Genomic DNA, 17,196 nt, shown 5'->3' on the forward strand with positions numbered 1-17,196 from the left:
CCATGGCTCCAAGGACCCCGGCCCGGCACCCGCGGATGTGACCAGCGCCGCCCGTCACAGGCCGGATTACCGGCCGCCCGTATGGTAATTTTGAAACGCACATGATCCTTTTTTAATTCCGTCCAGTGAGGCGGGGAAAGGGGAGACGAGCGTTGACATCTGTCACCAGCGCGCCGGTTCCAGCCAGGGTTGTCCTCAGCCCGGCGGACATTGACCGGGCACTCACTCGTATCGCCCATGAGATCCTCGAAGCCAACAAAGGCTCGAAGGACCTGGTCCTGCTTGGCATTCCACGCCGCGGCTACCCGCTGGCAGTGCGGCTGGCCGAAAAAATCGCCGCCGCAGACCCCACCGTTGACGCCGCCACGATCGTGGGCCAGCTGGACGTCACCATGTTCCGCGACGACCTCTCCCACCAGGGCACCCGCCCCGTGTACCCCACAAGGCTTCCCCGCACCGGCATCGACAACAAAGTGGTGGTGCTGATCGACGACGTCCTGTACTCGGGGCGGACCATCCGCGCCGCCCTGGACGCCCTGATCGACCTTGGCCGCCCCCGGATCGTCCGGCTGGCCGTGCTGATCGACCGCGGCCACCGCGAACTGCCCATCCGTGCAGACCACGTGGGCAAAAACCTTCCCACGTCGTCGTCCGAGAAAGTCCGGGTCCGGCTCGAAGAGACCGACACCGCGCCCGGCGGCGACCCCGTCAACGAAGTAGTGATCGAGGGCGGCGCATGAGGCACCTGCTCTCCACCCAGGACCTCAGCCGCGGCGACGCCATCCGCATCCTGGACACCGCCGAGGAAATGGCCGCCGTGGGGGACCGCGAAGTCAAAAAGCTGCCCGCCCTGCGCGGCCGCACCGTAGTGAACCTCTTCTTCGAGGACTCCACCAGGACCCGCATCTCCTTCGAAGCCGCCGCCAAGCGCCTCTCCGCCGACGTCATCAACTTCGCAGCCAAGGGATCCTCGGTCTCCAAGGGCGAATCGCTGAAGGACACCGCGCAGACGCTGGCCGCCATGGGTGCGGACGCCGTGGTCATCCGGCACTGGGCCTCCGGCGCGCCGCACCGCCTCGCTTCCACCGACTGGATCGACGCCGCCGTCATCAACGCCGGCGACGGCACCCACGAACACCCCACCCAGGCCCTGCTGGATGCCTTCACCATGCGCCGCCACTGGTCGCGGCTGGCAGGCACCGGTTCCCAGGGCGCCGACCTGTCCGGCATGCGGGTGGCCATCGCCGGCGACGTCCTGCACTCCCGGGTGGCCCGCTCCAACGTGTGGCTCCTGCGCACCCTGGGCGCCGACGTCACCCTGGTGGCCCCGCCCACCCTGCTGCCCATCGGCGTCGAACAGTGGCCCTGCAAGGTCAGCTATGACATGGACCGCACCCTCGAGCAGGGTGTCGACGCCGTCATGATGCTCCGGGTCCAGGGCGAACGCATGAACGCCTCGTTCTTCCCCAGCACCCGCGAATACTCCCGCCGCTGGGGATTTGATGACAACCGGCTGCGGTCCCTGGACACCCTGGGCATGAAGGACACCATCATCATGCACCCCGGGCCCATGAACCGCGGCCTCGAAATCAGTTCCGCGGCCGCCGACTCACCGCGTTCCACCGTCCTGGCCCAGGTCCGCAACGGCGTGTCCGTCCGGATGGCCGCACTGTACCTGCTGCTTTCCGGGGACACCCGCGAACCAGCCGCCACCCCGGGAGCGGGCCACTTCGCCGGCGCCGCCCCTTCCACCAAGGAGAGCATCTGATGGCAGCGAACACCGGAACCTACCTGATCCGCGGCGCCTCCGTGCTGGGCGGCGCCCCTGCAGACCTGCTGATCCGCGACGGCGTCATCGCCGAAACCGGCACCGGCCTGGCAGCCGGGGACGCCACCGTCATCGAGGCAGCCGGCCTGGTGGCGCTGCCCGGCATGGTGGACATCCACACGCACCTCCGCGAACCCGGCCGTGAAGACGCCGAAACCGTGGAAACCGGCACCCGCGCGGCCGCCCTTGGCGGTTACACGGCCGTGCACGCCATGGCCAACTCCAACCCCGTCGCCGACACCGCCGGCGTTGTGGAACAGGTCCACAGCCTCGGCAAGGCCGCCGGTTGGGTGGACGTCCGCCCCGTAGGCGCCGTCACGGTGGGCCTGGCCGGCAAGCAGCTCGCGGAACTCGGCGCGATGGCGGACTCCCGCGCCGGCGTCCGGGTCTTCTCCGACGACGGCATCTGCGTCCACGACCCCGTGCTGATGCGCCGGGCGCTGGAATACGTCAAGGCGTTCGACGGCGTGGTGGCCCAGCACGCGCAGGAACCGCGCCTCACCGAGGGCGCCCAGATGAACGAGGGGGAAGTCTCCTCCGTCCTGGGGCTTGCCGGCTGGCCCGCCGTCGCCGAGGAAAGCATCATCGCCCGCGATGTCCTGCTCGCCCAGCACGTCGGTTCCCGCCTGCACGTTTGCCACGTCTCCACCGCCGGATCGGTGGAAATCATCCGCTGGGCCAAGGAACGCGGCATCAACGTCACCGCCGAAGTCACCCCCCACCACCTCCTGCTCACCGATGACCTGGTCCGCAGCTACGACCCCGTCTTCAAGGTCAACCCGCCGCTGCGCACCGACGCCGACGTCCAGGCCCTCCGCGCGGCGCTGGCCGACGGCACCATCGACGTGATCGGCACGGACCACGCACCGCACCCCAGCGAGCACAAGGAATGCGAATGGGCGCAGGCGGCCATGGGCATGACGGGCCTCGAGACAGCCTTGTCGGTGGTGCAGGAAACCATGATCGAAACCGGGCTCTTCAGCTGGGCGGACTTCGCCCGGGTCACCTCCACCGTGCCCGCCGTGATCGGCCGGGTAACAGACCAGGGCCGGCCGCTGGAAGCTGGTGAGCCAGCCAACGTGGTGCTCGTGGATCCCGCCGCGCGCTGGACCGTGGACCCCTCGGCCATGGCCACCATGGGCCGCAATTCGCCGTTCAAGGGCCTGGAGCTTCCCGGCAAGGTGGTGGCCACGTTCTTCAAGGGCCACCCCACAGTCCTCAACGGCGCCCTGAACACCCCCTACCGCGGCGCCGGAACCACGGAAGGGGCCGCCTGATGGACAGAATCCTCCCCGGACTCCTGATGCTGGCGGTCATCGCCGTTGTGTTTGTCCTGATCTGGATCGGCTGGCGGAACCGGCTCAAGCGCCAGTCCGACGTCGAACAGCTCCCCGCCGTGCCCGCCGCACCTGGCGAGCCCATCACCTCTGCCGAGGGCCAGTACGTTGCCACCACCACCGGCGGCGACTGGCTGGACCGGATCGCCGTGCAGAGCCTCGGCATCCGCACCAACGCCACCCTCGCCGTCCACCCGCACGGGGTGTTCTTCGAGCGCACCGGCGCTCCCGCCCTCTACATCCCTGCCGCGTCCCTCACCGGGGTCCGGCAGGACAGCGGCATGGCAGGCAAGTTCGTCGAAAAGGACGGCCTGCTGGTGCTCACCTGGCTGCTTGGCAGCCGGGAACTGGACACCGGTTTCCGGACCCGCCGGGCCGCCGACAAGGACGTCCTGCACGCCGCCCTTACGGACCTGATCTCCCCAGCCCCCGCGGCTGGCACCACCAGTGGAAAGTAGGACCCAGTGACCGAAACCCGCAACGCCACAGACCCAGCAGTGAAAGCGAAAACAGTGACAGCAACCGCCACACCCCGAAGTGCCGCCAACCACGGCACCCCGTCCGCCCCGGCAGCACTGGTCCTCGAGGACGGCCGCATCTTCCGCGGCCGCAGCTACGGCGCCACCGGAACGGCCCTGGGCGAGGCAGTGTTCGCCACCGGCATGACGGGCTACCAGGAAACCATCACGGATCCTTCCTACGCCCGCCAGCTGGTGGTGCAGACCGCCCCGCATATCGGCAACACCGGTGTGAACAAGGACGACGCCGAGTCCCGGCGGATCTGGGTGGCCGGCTACGTGGTCCGCGACGCCGCCCGCCGCCCCTCAAACTGGCGTTCCGAGCGTTCCCTGGACGAGGAACTCATCGAACAGGGCGTTGTAGGCATCCAGGGCGTCGACACCCGCGCCATCACCCGCCACCTGCGGGAAAACAAAACCATGCGCGCCGGGATCTTCTCGGGCGACGCGGCCAACGCCACGGATAAGGAACTGGTCTCCGCCGTCCTGGCGAGCTCACCGATGGAAGGGTCCCGGCTCGCGGAGGAAGTCAGCGTTGACGAAGCCTACGTCGTGGAGCCCGCTGACCACGGCTGGGACGGCGACGCCCGCTTCAGCATCGCCGCGATCGACCTCGGCATCAAGACCATGACGCCTGTCCGCTTCGCCGAACGCGGTGTCCGGGTCCACGTCCTGCCCGCCACCGCCACCCTGGCAGATGTCCAGGCCGTCAACCCGGACGGCTTCTTTATGTCCAACGGGCCAGGCGACCCCGCCACCGCCGACGCCCAGGTCAACCTCCTCCGCTCCGTCCTGGACGAGAAACTGCCGTACTTCGGCATCTGCTTCGGCAACCAGATCCTGGGCCGCGCCCTCGGATTCGGCACCTACAAGCTGCGCTACGGCCACCGGGGCATCAACCAGCCCGTCATGGACCGCCGCACCGGCAAGGTGGAAATCACCTCGCAGAACCACGGTTTCGCCGTGGACGCTCCGCTCGACGGCGCCACCTTGGCCCCCGAGGAGCGCTTCGGCCGCGTTGAGGTCAGCCACGTCAGCCTCAACGATGACGTCGTCGAAGGCCTCGCCTGCCTCGACATCCCCGCGTTCTCGGTCCAGTACCACCCCGAAGCCGCAGCCGGCCCGCACGACGCCGCCTACCTCTTCGACAGGTTCATCGACCTGATGGAAAGCACCAAAAACGGCGCCCAGAACACCAACGACAACACTGAGGACACCAAGTAATGCCCAAGAGAACTGACCTCAAAAGCGTCCTGGTCATCGGTTCCGGCCCGATCGTCATCGGCCAGGCCGCCGAATTCGACTACTCCGGCACCCAGGCACTGCGTGTCCTCAAGGAGGAGGGCCTGCGGGTCATCCTGGTGAACTCGAACCCGGCCACCATCATGACGGACCCCGAGTTCGCCGACGCCACCTACATCGAACCCATCACCCCCGAGGTGGTGGAGAAGATCATCGCCAAGGAACGGCCTGACGCTGTCCTCCCCACCCTCGGCGGGCAGACGGCCCTGAACACGGCCATCGCCCTGGACAAGAACGGTGTGCTGGAGAAGTACAACGTGGAGCTGATCGGCGCCAACATCGCCGCGATCGAACTCGGCGAGGACCGCGAAAAGTTCAAGGGAGTGGTGGAGCGCTGCGGCGCCGAATCGGCCCGCAGCCACATCATCCACACCATCGACGAGGCCCTCAAGGCCGCCGAGGACCTGGGGTACCCCATGGTGGTCCGTCCCTCCTTCACCATGGGCGGCCTGGGCTCCGGCCTCGCGTACGACGAAAGCGACCTGCGCCGCATCGTCGGCCAGGGCCTGCAGTACAGCCCTACATCCGAGGTGCTCCTTGAAGAGAGCATCCTGGGCTGGAAGGAGTACGAGCTTGAGATGATGCGCGACAAAAACGACAACGTTGTGGTGGTCTGCTCCATCGAGAACTTCGACCCCGTAGGCGTCCACACCGGCGACTCCATCACCGTGGCCCCGGCGCTGACCCTCACCGACCGCGAGTACCAGCGGCTGCGTGACATTTCCATCGCCGTCATCCGCGAAGTCGGCGTTGACACCGGCGGCTGCAACATCCAGTTCGCCGTGGAGCCTGACACGGGACGCGTTGTTGTGATCGAGATGAACCCGCGCGTCTCCCGGTCCTCCGCCCTGGCCTCCAAGGCCACCGGCTTCGCGATCGCCAAGATCGCCACGAAACTGTCGCTGGGCTACACCCTGGACGAGATCCCCAACGACATCACGCAGAAGACCCCGGCGTCCTTCGAGCCGACGCTGGACTACGTGGTGGTCAAGGTTCCCCGGTTCGCGTTCGAGAAATTCCCCGCCGCCGACAACACCCTCACCACCACCATGAAGTCCGTGGGCGAGGCCATGGCCATGGGCCGCAACTTCACCGAGGCCCTGCAGAAGGCGCTGCGCTCCCTGGAGCAGAAGGGCTCGCAGCTGGACTTCAGCAGCGTCCCGGAATGGGAAGTCGCTGAGCTGATCGAGAAGTCCAAGCGCCCCACCACTGACCGCCTGCACCAGGTCCAGCGCGCCCTCCTGGGCGGCGCCACTGTGGAACAGCTGTTCGAGGCCACCAAGATCGACCCCTGGTACCTGGACCAGCTGCAGCTGCTCAACGAGATCTCGCACGAAATCCGCCAGGCCTCCGCCCTGACCAAGGAAATGCTGGAGCGGGCCAAACGCCACGGCTTCTCCGACGAGCAGATCGGCGCGCTGACACACAACTCCGAAGCTGTGGTCCGCGGTGTCCGCCAGGCCCTGGGGATCCGCCCGGTCTACAAAACGGTGGACACCTGCGCCGCCGAATTCGCCGCCTACACCCCGTACCACTACTCGTCCTACGACGAAGAGGACGAGGTGGCGATGCATGCCAAGCCGTCGATCCTGATCCTGGGCTCCGGGCCCAACCGGATCGGCCAGGGCATCGAATTCGACTACTCCTGCGTCCACGCCTCCATGGCGCTGCGCAAGGCCGGCTACGAAACGGTCATGGTCAACTGCAACCCGGAAACGGTGTCCACCGACTACGACGTCTCCACCCGGCTGTACTTCGAGCCGCTCACCCTCGAGGACGTCCTCGAAGTCATTGCCGCTGAAGAGCGCACCGGCGGCGTGATGGGTGTCTTCGTCCAGCTGGGCGGCCAGACGCCGCTGAAGCTGGCGCAGCAGCTCGCCGACGCCGGCGTGCCCATCCTGGGCACCTCACCGGAAGCGATCGACCTTGCCGAGCACCGCGGCATGTTCTCCCGGGTCCTGGACCAGGCCGGCCTGATCGCCCCGAAGAACGGCACCGCCGTGTCCTTCGAGGACGCCAAGAAGATCGCCGACGAAATCGGCTACCCCGTCCTGGTCCGCCCGTCCTACGTGCTGGGCGGCCGCGGCATGGAAATCGTCTACGACGAGCCCAATCTGTCCCGCTACATCGCCAACGCCACGGAAATCACCCCGGACCACCCGGTCCTGATCGACCGGTTCCTTGAGGACGCCGTCGAAATCGACGTCGACGCCCTCTTTGACGGCACCGACATGTACCTGGGCGGCATCATGGAGCACATCGAGGAAGCCGGCATCCACTCCGGCGACTCCGCCTGTGTCCTGCCGCCCATCACCCTGGGCACCAACGTGCTCGAACGGGTCCGCACGGCAACCCGCGCCATCGCTGAAGGCGTCGGCGTCCGGGGCCTGATCAACATCCAGTTCGCGCTGGCCTCCGACGTCCTTTACGTCCTCGAAGCCAACCCGCGGGCCTCCCGCACCGTACCGTTTGTGTCCAAGGCCACGGGCGTGCAGATGGCCAAGGCCGCTGCCCTGATCGGCACCGGCGTCACGATTGGCCAGCTCCGCAGCGATTACAAGATGCTGCCGGAAACCGGCGACGGTTCCACGCTCCCGCTGGACGCCCCCGTGTCCGTCAAGGAGGCCGTGCTGCCGTTCAGCCGCTTCCGCACCGTGGAGGGCAAGGTGGTTGACTCCCTGCTTGGCCCCGAAATGCGGTCCACCGGTGAGGTCATGGGCATCGACAAGCACTTCGACACCGCCTTCGCCAAGAGCCAGGCCGCAGCCAACAACGCCCTGCCCACTGAAGGCAAGATCTTTGTCTCCGTGGCCAACCGGGACAAGCGCTCCGTGATTATGGGCGTCAAGCGGCTCTCCGACCTGGGCTTCGAGATCGTCTCCACCGGCGGTACCGCAGACGTCCTGCGCCGCAACGGCATCCAGGCCACCCCGGTCCGCAAGGTGGCCGAGGGATCCAGTGCCGACGGGGAAGGCACCATCGCGGACCTGGTCGTCGCCGGGGAGATCGACATGGTCTTCAACACCCCCTCCGGCGGCGAAGCCCGAAGCGACGGCTACGAACTGCGGGCAGCGGCAACCTCGATCGGGATTCCCTGCATCACCACGGTGGCTGAGTTCAACGCGGCGGTCCAGGCCATCGAGGCCATGCGCACCTACGAATGGTCCGTCACCAGCCTGCAGGAACACGCTGCCGCGCTGGCCGCCTCGCAGGAAGCGGCCCGCCGGAATGCCTGAGCAGGAATCCGCCGGCCGGGAGCCTTTCGGTTCCCGGCTCGGCGCGGCCATGGCCAGCCGCGGCCCGCTGTGCGTGGGCATTGACCCGCACCCGGGCCTGCTGTCCGCGTGGGGGTTGAACGACGACGCCGAAGGGCTGCGGACGTTTTCCCGCACCGTCCTGCACGCCGTAGGTTCCCTCGCTGCCGCGATCAAGCCGCAGGTGGCCCTATACGAACGCCACGGCTCGGCCGGCATGGCGGTGCTCGAGGAACTGCTCGCAGCTGCCACCGAGACGGGCGTGCTGACCATCGCGGACGCCAAACGCGGCGACATCGGCTCCACCATGGCCGCCTACGCGGACGCCTGGCTGCGGGACGGTTCGCCGCTCGCCGCGGACTCCGTGACCCTCAGCCCCTACCTGGGCTTTGAGTCGCTGCGCCCGGCGCTGGACCTGGCCGCGGAAACGGGCCGGGGCGTATTTGTCCTGGCACTGACGTCCAACCCGGAAGGCGCTTCCGTCCAGCACGTTGGCGGTGCGGACTCCGTGGCCCGGCGGATCGTCGAAGCGGCGGCAGCGGAGAACACCCGCTACGCCGGGGACCTGGGCTCGGTGGGCCTGGTGGTCGGCGCCACCGTGGGCTCCGCTCTGGCAAGCCTGGACCTTGATCTGGCGGCCGTCCGCGGCCCCATCCTGGCTCCGGGACTGGGAGCACAGGGGGCCACCCCCGCGGATCTGCGCGCCACGTTCGGCGCGGCGTATCCGCAGGTGCTGGGCACATCCAGCCGCGACATCCTGTCCGCCGGCCCCGATCCGGTCCGGCTCCGGGCAGCTGCGGCCCGGACCCTGGACGGGCTGTGCGGGTAATAGGGCGCCGTTTAGGCCGATCCATTGATTCACGCAGTCCTGAAGAGTAGTTTCAGGACAGGTTCAAGGGCGGCCGCCCTGGACCATCCGCCGAATCCGGGGGTGTCCTCTTATGGTCCTGCGACCTTTATCTGCTGCGGAACGCGCTGACGCACTTCACAAGGCGGCAGCCGCCAGGGCTACCCGGGCGGACGCCAAGGAGAGCCTGAAGAACGGCAAGCGCTCCGCGGCGGACATCATCAGTTCGGCGGGGGAGGACGACGCCCTGGCCAGGATGCGCGTGTCCGAACTGCTCGAATCGCTGCCCGGCATCGGAAAGGTCCGTGCCGCCGCCATCATGGAGCAGCTCGGCATTGCCGCGTCCCGGCGGGTCCGGGGCCTCGGCGTGCACCAGCGCCAGGCGCTGGTAGATTTTATAGACGAGAGTTAGCGGGCCGCATCCGGCCGCATCCCCACCCCCGGCAAAAGGAATACGTGCACAAGTTACCTGGACTGACAGTCCTCGCTGGTCCGACGGCTGTTGGCAAAGGCACCGTGTCCACCTACATCCGCGACAACTACCCCGAAGTGTGGCTGTCAGTGTCCGCCACCACCAGGGCGCCCCGCCCGGGCGAGGTTGACGGGGTGCACTACTTCTTCAAATCCAAGGACGAGTTCGAACGGCTCATTGCCGAGGGTGAATTCCTTGAGTGGGCGGTGGTGCACGGGCAGAACACGTACGGCACGCTGAAGAGCACGGTGAACCAGGCCATCGCCGACGGCAAGTCGGTCCTCCTGGAGATCGACCTGCAGGGCGCGCGCCAGGTCAAGGAGGCCCTCCCGGAGGCGCAGTTCGTCTTCCTGGCCCCGCCCAGCTGGGAAGAACTGGTCCGCCGGCTTGTGGGCCGCGGCACGGAATCCGCCGAGGAGCAGCAGCGACGGCTGGAAACCGGTAAAGTGGAACTTGCTGCTGAACCGGAGTTCGACCACACAGTCATCAATGATGACGTCCGCCGGGCAGCGGACGAGCTTGTTTCACTCATGGGGCTGACCCCGCATCCACACTGACCGCTTCGTCAGCCCGCTAGTAATTTGGAGAATTCGTGTCCACGAACCTTGAAGGCATCATTAACCCGCCGATCGATTCGCTGCTTGAGGCAGCCGATTCCAAGTACGGCCTGGTGATCTTCGGTGCCAAGCGTGCTCGCCAGATCAACGCTTACTACGCCCAGCTGCACGAGGGCCTCTTCGAGTACGTTGGCCCGCTGGTCGACACCAAGTTGAACGAAAAGTCCCTCTCGATCGCGCTCCGCGAGATCAACGAAGGCAAACTGGTGTCCACACCGATCGAAGCCGCAGAGTAGTCCTGCAGCCGAGCCTGACTTGCTGTTGACGGAGGTCACGTGCGCATAGTCCTCGGAGTCGGGGGAGGGATTGCCGCCTACAAGGTGGCATCGCTCCTCCGGCTTTTTACTGAAGCCGGCCATCACGTCACGGTGATCCCCACCGAGGCGTCCACCCGGTTTGTCGGCACTGCCACCTGGGAAGCCCTCTCCGGCAACCCGGTGAGCAACAGCGTTTTCGACGACGTCCACCAGGTTAACCACGTCCGGTTGGGCCACGAGGCGGACCTCGTTGTGGTGGCCCCGGCCACCGCGGACCTTCTGTCCAAAGCGGCAGCCGGCCAGGCCGGTGACCTACTCACCAACACGCTGCTGATGGCCTCCGGGCCCGTGCTCTTCGCCCCCGCCATGCACACCGAGATGTGGCAGCACGCCGCAACCCGCGCCAACGTGGAAACCCTGCGCAGCAGGGGAGTGGCGGTCCTGGAACCCGCCAGCGGCAGGCTGACAGGCTCCGACTCCGGACCCGGCCGCCTGCCCGAGCCCGAAGACATCTTCGCCGCCGCGATGGCCCTGATGCACGGCGACACCGACATCGCGCTGCCGCTGGCCGGCCGCACCGTCACCATCAGCGCCGGCGGCACCCGGGAACCCCTGGATCCGGTCCGGTTCCTGGGCAACCGGTCCTCCGGCAAGCAGGGCGTGGCCCTCGCCGTGGCCGCCCGGAACGCCGGCGCCACAGTCCGGCTGCTCGCCGCCCACATGGAAGTCCCTGCGCCTCCCGGCGTCGAAACGGTGTCCGTGGAGACTGCCCTGCAGCTTCGCGAAGCCGCCCTTGCCGCCGCAGCTGATTCCGACGTCGTGATCATGTCCGCCGCCGTGGCCGACTTCCGGCCGGCGGAAATCTCCGGCACCAAAATCAAAAAGCGGGACGACACCGCCGACCCCGTCATCAGCCTGGTCCGCAATCCGGACATCCTCCAGGAGCTGGTGGAGCTCCGGAACCAGGGCCCGGAGCGCGAAGACCAGCTTATTGTCGGTTTCGCCGCCGAAACCGGGGATGAACAGGGCGGTGTGCTGGCTTACGCGCAGGCCAAACTGCAACGCAAAGGCTGCGACCTTCTGGTGGTCAACCACGTGGGCGCGGACAAGGTTTTTGGCCAGGACACCAACGCCGTGGTCATCCTGTCCCGCTCCGGCTCCGAACCACAGGAGGCCGCCGGAACCAAGACCGAGGTTGCGGCGGCAGTCATCCGCAGGATCGGCTGTGAACTGAACCACGTACCGCACCGCGCCTGACGTGATCCGGGCCACCCCCGCTTAGCGCGGGGTCATGTCCCGGCGGGCGCGCCGCCTCCAACCAGTAAGGTAGTTGAGTGACTTTACCGCTGCACCTTCCCCAGACCTCCCGGGCTACGCCCGCCGCCCTCCGGCTCTTCACCTCAGAGTCCGTGACGGAAGGCCACCCGGACAAGATCTGTGACCAGATCAGTGACGCCATCCTGGACGCATTGCTGTCCAAGGACCCTGAATCCAGGGTTGCCGTGGAAACCATGGCCACCACCGGCCTGGTCCACGTGGCAGGCGAGGTCACCACCGACGCATACGTCGAGATTCCCCAGATCGTCCGGGAGACCATCCTCGGCATCGGCTATGACTCTTCAGCGAACGGGTTCGACGGTGCCCGGTGCGGAGTGTCCGTCTCCATCGGCCAGCAGTCCAACGACATCGCCGGTGGCGTCTTCAACTCCCTGGAAGCCCGGGAAGGCCGCCAGGAGGACGACTACGACCTTCAGGGCGCCGGCGACCAGGGCCTGATGTTCGGCTACGCCAGCGACGAGACCCCCTCCTTTATGCCCACCCCCATCTGGTTGGCCCACCGCCTCTCCGAACGGCTCACCCAGGTGCGCAAGTCCGGCGAACTGGCCTACCTGCGCCCGGACGGCAAGACCCAGGTCACCGTGGGATACGACGGCGATGTGCCCGTGTCCGTCGAAACGGTGGTCATCTCCAGCCAGCACGCCGAAGGCACCAGCCTCGCGCAGCTGCGCGCGGACCTTGCCTCGATCGTGATCGAACCCGTCCTGGCCGGCGCCAACCTGGACATCTCCCGCGCCGCGAACATCCTTAACCCGGCAGGCGAGTTCGTCATCGGCGGCCCGGTGGGCGACGCCGGCCTGACCGGCCGGAAGATCATCGTTGACACGTACGGCGGCATGGCCCGCCACGGCGGCGGCGCGTTCTCGGGCAAGGACCCGTCCAAGGTGGACCGGTCCGCCGCGTACGCCATGCGCTGGGTGGCTAAAAACGTGGTGGCCGCCGGCCTGGCAAAGCGCGCGGAAATCCAGATCGCCTACGCCATCGGCCAGGCCCGGCCCGTTGGCACCTACGTGGAAACCTTCGGCACCGAGACTGTCGATCCTGCCCGGATCAGCGCCGCGATAGCCGAGATCTTCGACCTGCGGCCCCGGGCCATCATCGACGCCCTGGACCTGAAGCGGCCCATCTACGCCAAGACCGCAGCGCACGGCCACTTCGGCCGCGACGATCCGGACTTCACCTGGGAACGCCTCGACCGCGTGGACGACCTCAAGGCCTACTTCAACGCCTAGGGTCCGCAGCCGCCGGGCTCCCGGCCGATTGTCGGTGCCTGGTGATTGGCTGGACCCATCCACCACCAGGCCGATCGGAGGTAGCCGCAGTGGTTGCTGACACCCCCGCCCAACCGGCACTGGAGCTTCCGGGCGCCCTGCAGCCCACACTGCTGCAGGGTTTCCCGGCCAGGCGGCTGCCCACCGGCGTACCCCTGGCACGGGAGCTGCCGGTGGCCAGGGTGCTGGTGGAATCGACGCTGCCGCACCTGGACCGGCCCTTCGACTACGCCGTCCCGGAATCCCTCGACCAGGCCGCCCAACCAGGCGTGCGGGTCAAGGTCAGCTTCAACGGCCAGGACCTCAGCGGTTTCCTCCTGGAACGCACAGCGGAGTCGGACGCCGGCCACACGCTTGTGCCGCTGGCCAAAGTCGTGTCACCGGTACCGGTCCTCACCCCGGCCATCCGCGACCTGGTGAACGCCGTCGCAGCCCGTTACGCCGGCACTGTCAGCGACGTCATCCGCGTGGCCATTCCGCCGCGGGTGGCCAAACTGGACAAGGACTACCCGCGAAGCGAATCCGGGGCGGAGCAGGATCCGCCCGCAGCTGCGCCGGATGCCGGCTCCGCCTGGGATACCTACCACAACGGGCCCGCCTACCTGCGGCACCTGGGCCAGGGGGGTTCCCCCCGGGCCGTGCTCCATCCGCTGCAGGGCTATGGCGCCGCGGGCTGGCCGCAGCTGATGGCCGAGGCCATCGCCGCCACCCACGCAGCGGGCAGGGGAGCCGTGGTGGTGGTCCCCGATTACCGCGACCTGGACCGCCTCGAGGCCGCAGTCCTGGCGCTTATACCGGCCAAAGCAGTGGCCCGGCTGACTGCCGATGACGGGCCCACCCCCCGCTACCGGAATTTCCTGCGCCTGCTCGCCGGAACCGCCACGGTGGCCATCGGCACCAGGTCCGCTGCGTTTGCCCCGGTCCGCAACCTGGGGCTTGTTGCCTGCTGGGACGACGGCGACGACCTCCACATCGAACAGCGCGCACCCTACGCCCATGCCCGCGAGGTCCTGCTGCTGCGCGCCGAACAGGAGGGCACCGCGTGCCTTCTGGCAGGGCACGCCCGAAGCACCGAGGTCCAGCGCCTGGTGGCTGCAGGGTGGGCCTTCCCTGTGGAATCGGGCCGCACCGAAATGCGGCGCACGGTACCGCGGGTGGTGAATACCGCCGACAGCTTTGAGCAGGAGCGCGACCCCCTTGCCTCCATCGCACGGCTTCCCGGCGCAGCCTGGCGTGCCGCGAAGGACGGGTTGGAGCGCGGCCCCGTGCTCGTGCAGGTGGCCCGGGCCGGCTACGCGCCGTCGCTGGCCTGTGAAACCTGCCGGGAGCCGGCGCGCTGCGGAACCTGCCAGGGCCCCCTGGCGATCGCCGGGGCGGGGTCGGCCATGGCCCAATGCCGTTGGTGCTCCACGCCCGCCCCGGACTGGCGTTGCACGCACTGCGGTGGCCGGCATTTGCGCAAGGGCGCCACCGGGGTGCTGCGGACCGCCGAGGAACTGGGCCGGGCCTTTCCCGGCAAAACAGTCATCACCTCATCCGGCGACCAGGTGAAGGCCACCGTAGGCTCCGGGAAGGCGCTGGTGGTGGCCACGGTTGGCGCCGAACCTGTGGCCGAGGGCGGCTACGCGGCCGCGCTGCTGCTGGACGGCGAGTCGCTGCTGCGCCGGGAAAGCCTCCGCGCCGGCGAGGACACCGTGCGGCGCTGGTTCAACGCTGCCGCACTGGTCCGCCCCGCAGCGGACGGCGGCCTGGTGGTGGTCACCGCTGCAGACACCACGGCGGTGGGCGCCCTGCTGCGCTGGGATCCGGCCGGCCACGCCTACCGGGAACTGGCCCTGCGGACCGAACTGCAGCTGCCGCCGTCCGTCCGGGTCGCCTCCGTGACGGGGCCGCGCGCCGCCGTCGACCATTTCACCGGCACTGTGGCCGCGGCACTCGACACGGCAGGAACAACACTGCGGACCGCCGGGCCGGCGCCGGTGCTCCTCAACGGGCCGGCATCGGCACGCCGGCCGGCTGAGGACGTGCGGACACTGCTCTTCTTCTCCTATGCCCAGGCCGCGGGCGTGGTCCGCGTACTCCGGGCCACCCGGGCCGCGGCCGCCGCGAAGCGCACCGTGGAACCGGTGCAGCTGCGGCTGGACGGCGTGGACGTCCTCTAGAGCTGCCGCCGGCGGACAATTCCCTCGGCGACGGCCACCAGCTGGCGGGCCGAGTCCTCCCAGCTGAACTGGGCGGCCCTGGCCACGGAGCGGCGGGACACCTGTTCCCAGTGCTCCCGGTCCGCCAGGTCCGCCACCGCCGCGGCGAACCCGACGGGCGAGGCCGGATCCACGTACGCCGCAACGTCCCCGCCCACTTCTCGGAAAATGGGAATGTCACTGGCAATCACCGGCGTGCCCACGGCCATGGCCTCCACCAGCGGCAGGCCATATCCCTCAGCCCGGGACAGGCTGACCAGCGCCGTGGCCTTCCGGAGCAGCGCGTCGTACTCCGCATCGGTCACCCCGTTGTGGAACACCACCTGCGCGCCCGCAGGAACCAGGCGTTCCAGCTCCGCCCGCCGGGCGGGTGTGATCCTGCTGAGCAGGTGCAGCGTGAACCCGGACAGACCGGCCATGCCCGCCACCATGGTTTCCACGTTTTTGTAAGGCATGAACGAGCCCATGTACACCAGCGAGCGGTCCGCGCCGGCAGCGGCGTCGCGGGGCACCTGGTCCGGCTGGGGTGCGTTGCTGATGATTTCCACCGGACGTTTGGTCAAGCGGTACTTTGCCATCAGCGCCTCGGTGGTCCGGCTGATGGTGGCCACCGTGTCCGCGCGGTCCAGCAGCAGCCGCTGCGGCCAGAACGCCTTGTGGTAAAGCCGCCACAGCACCCGGACAGGGGCCGGCAGGAATCCGGGCGGGGCGGGGTGCTCGTAGTAGATCAGGTCGTGCAGGGTCAGCACCAGGCCGTACTTCCGGCCCCACGTGCCCATGGTCTGCATCGGGCAGACCACCACGTCAGCGCCGAGCCTGTTGACCTGACGTGCCACAAACAGCTCTTTTGGCGATAACGGGCTGCTGATCAGGGTGTACGGCACGTCCGGCAGCAGGGCCAGCTGCCGTGGATCGGACACCAGCATCTCGACGTCGGCGATCCTGGCGGTCGCCGCGATCAGGCTGGCACCGTAGCGGCTGATGCCGTCGTGGTGGTCGGTGCGGGTGAACCGGGCATCGATGACGATCTTCACGCGGGATGGTCCTTCAGGAAGCTGCGGATGTGGTGGGCGGCCGGTTCCGGCGTTTCGTAGTGGATCAGGTGTCCGACGCCGGGAATCACCTTCAGCTCGCCGTCCGGCAGCTGCGCCAGGAGGGTGTGCTGGTCAGGCAGGGCGGCGATCTCATCCTTTTCGCCGGCGATCAGCAGGACGGGCAGGGTAAGCCGGGCGGCCACCTCGGTGACGTTGCCGCTGACGGACGCCGTGAACGATTCGAGCAGGCTGTCCCGGTCGGCGAAGGCGCTGAAATAGGCATGGTGCTGGCCGTGGATGAACCCCCGCAGTCCCGGGTCCCTGGTCTTTGCCATGGCCTCGCTCATGATCCGGACAATCAACGGGCTGCGGAGCAGGGCAAGCCCTGCGCGGCGGGGGAGGCGGGCCGCGAGCCGGTAATACAGCACGGCCAGCCGCGTCATGACACCCTTGGGCCCTTCCAGCGCGGGTGCGGCGATCGGATTGACCAGGATCAGCGGAGTGACGGTGCCGGGGTTAGCTGCCACGAAGTGCGCGGCGATGATGGAACCGAAGGAATGGCCCAGCAGCACGGTCTCCGGCCCCAGTCCCAGTTCCGCCATGAACCCGGTGATGAAGCGGCCGTAGTGCGCCACGGAGTGGTTGCCGTCGGCGAAAGCGGCCGAGCTGCCGAAGCCGGGGAGGTCCGGCATGATGATCCGCATGTCCGGCAGGAGATCGGCCACGCGCAGCAGGCCGTGGTGGTCGCCGCGGAAGCCGTGGATGACCAGCATGGTCCTGGTTTCCGGGGCCGCGTGCTGCGGTTCGTAGGTCCAGTAAGCCACCGGAGCCCCCGCCAGCTGGACCACGCCGGCCGTGGTCCGCGCGGCCAGGCCTGCGCTGAGGTAGGTGGGTGCGCCCGGGTCTGCAGTCTGCATAAG

At 68.2% G+C, this 17,196-nt stretch carries 15 protein-coding genes; 13 read left to right on the forward strand and 2 right to left on the reverse strand.

Going from position 1 to position 17,196, the window contains the following annotated elements:
- Positions 1 to 152 precede the first annotated feature (152 nt).
- From pyrR to ASF72_RS09205, 13 genes are all read left to right on the forward strand, one after another.
- Positions 153 to 740 (forward strand): bifunctional pyr operon transcriptional regulator/uracil phosphoribosyltransferase PyrR, encoded by a 588-nt coding sequence (pyrR, locus tag ASF72_RS09145; RefSeq protein WP_050684662.1) that lies wholly within the window; start codon positions 153 to 155, stop codon positions 738 to 740.
- Positions 737 to 1,768, forward strand: coding sequence for an aspartate carbamoyltransferase catalytic subunit (locus ASF72_RS09150; protein ID WP_056598187.1), 1,032 nt, complete (start codon positions 737 to 739; stop codon positions 1,766 to 1,768). The genes pyrR and ASF72_RS09150 overlap by 4 nt, the downstream gene beginning before the upstream one ends.
- Positions 1,768 to 3,105, forward strand: coding sequence for a dihydroorotase (locus tag ASF72_RS09155; protein ID WP_050684664.1), 1,338 nt, complete (start codon positions 1,768 to 1,770; stop codon positions 3,103 to 3,105). The genes ASF72_RS09150 and ASF72_RS09155 overlap by 1 nt, the downstream gene beginning before the upstream one ends.
- Positions 3,105 to 3,623, forward strand: a complete 519-nt coding sequence (locus ASF72_RS09160; RefSeq protein ID WP_056598190.1) for a PH-like domain-containing protein — start codon at positions 3,105 to 3,107, stop codon at positions 3,621 to 3,623. Before ASF72_RS09155 ends, ASF72_RS09160 begins: the two co-directional genes overlap by 1 nt.
- 54 nt (positions 3,624 to 3,677) lie before the next feature.
- Positions 3,678 to 4,907: a glutamine-hydrolyzing carbamoyl-phosphate synthase small subunit gene (carA, locus tag ASF72_RS09165; RefSeq protein WP_157370950.1), complete on the forward strand. Its 1,230-nt coding sequence runs from the start codon at positions 3,678 to 3,680 to the stop codon at positions 4,905 to 4,907.
- Positions 4,907 to 8,221, forward strand: a complete 3,315-nt coding sequence (gene carB, locus ASF72_RS09170; protein ID WP_056598191.1) for a carbamoyl-phosphate synthase large subunit — start codon at positions 4,907 to 4,909, stop codon at positions 8,219 to 8,221. Before carA ends, carB begins: the two co-directional genes overlap by 1 nt.
- Entirely contained in the window at positions 8,214 to 9,068 is an 855-nt protein-coding gene (gene pyrF, locus ASF72_RS09175; RefSeq protein ID WP_056598193.1) for an orotidine-5'-phosphate decarboxylase, read from the forward strand. The genes carB and pyrF overlap by 8 nt, the downstream gene beginning before the upstream one ends.
- A 112-nt stretch (positions 9,069 to 9,180) precedes the next feature.
- On the forward strand, positions 9,181 to 9,498 hold the full coding sequence (gene mihF, locus ASF72_RS09180; protein WP_050684669.1) for an integration host factor, actinobacterial type: 318 nt from the start codon (positions 9,181 to 9,183) through the stop codon (positions 9,496 to 9,498).
- Between the two features lie 44 nt (positions 9,499 to 9,542).
- On the forward strand, positions 9,543 to 10,115 hold the full coding sequence (gene gmk, locus ASF72_RS09185) for a guanylate kinase (RefSeq protein WP_050684670.1): 573 nt from the start codon (positions 9,543 to 9,545) through the stop codon (positions 10,113 to 10,115).
- A 35-nt stretch (positions 10,116 to 10,150) separates the two neighbouring features.
- On the forward strand, positions 10,151 to 10,411 hold the full coding sequence (gene rpoZ, locus ASF72_RS09190; protein WP_003800778.1) for a DNA-directed RNA polymerase subunit omega: 261 nt from the start codon (positions 10,151 to 10,153) through the stop codon (positions 10,409 to 10,411).
- Between the two features lie 39 nt (positions 10,412 to 10,450).
- Positions 10,451 to 11,689 carry a bifunctional phosphopantothenoylcysteine decarboxylase/phosphopantothenate--cysteine ligase CoaBC gene (gene coaBC / locus ASF72_RS09195; protein WP_056598195.1) on the forward strand — a complete coding sequence of 413 codons (1,239 nt, stop codon included), beginning with the start codon at positions 10,451 to 10,453 and terminating at the stop codon, positions 11,687 to 11,689.
- Between the two features lie 77 nt (positions 11,690 to 11,766).
- A complete protein-coding gene (gene metK / locus ASF72_RS09200; RefSeq protein WP_050684672.1) occupies positions 11,767 to 13,002 on the forward strand; it encodes a methionine adenosyltransferase in 1,236 nt (411 codons plus the stop codon).
- Positions 13,003 to 13,091: 89 nt separating this feature from the next.
- Positions 13,092 to 15,203: a primosomal protein N' gene (locus ASF72_RS09205; protein ID WP_056598197.1), complete on the forward strand. Its 2,112-nt coding sequence runs from the start codon at positions 13,092 to 13,094 to the stop codon at positions 15,201 to 15,203.
- Here the strand turns inward: ASF72_RS09205 and ASF72_RS09210 are convergent.
- Together ASF72_RS09210 and ASF72_RS09215 are read right to left on the reverse strand one after the other, a co-directional pair.
- On the reverse strand, positions 15,200 to 16,276 hold the full coding sequence (locus ASF72_RS09210; RefSeq protein ID WP_056598199.1) for a glycosyltransferase family 4 protein: 1,077 nt from the start codon (positions 16,274 to 16,276) through the stop codon (positions 15,200 to 15,202). The genes ASF72_RS09205 and ASF72_RS09210 overlap by 4 nt on opposite strands.
- Positions 16,273 to 17,193, reverse strand: a complete 921-nt coding sequence (locus ASF72_RS09215) for an alpha/beta fold hydrolase (RefSeq protein WP_056598202.1) — start codon at positions 17,191 to 17,193, stop codon at positions 16,273 to 16,275. The genes ASF72_RS09210 and ASF72_RS09215 overlap by 4 nt, the downstream gene beginning before the upstream one ends.
- Positions 17,194 to 17,196: the final 3 nt, after the last annotated feature.

Source organism: Arthrobacter sp. Leaf141, assembly GCF_001424565.1.
Lineage (GTDB): Bacteria > Actinomycetota > Actinomycetes > Actinomycetales > Micrococcaceae > Arthrobacter.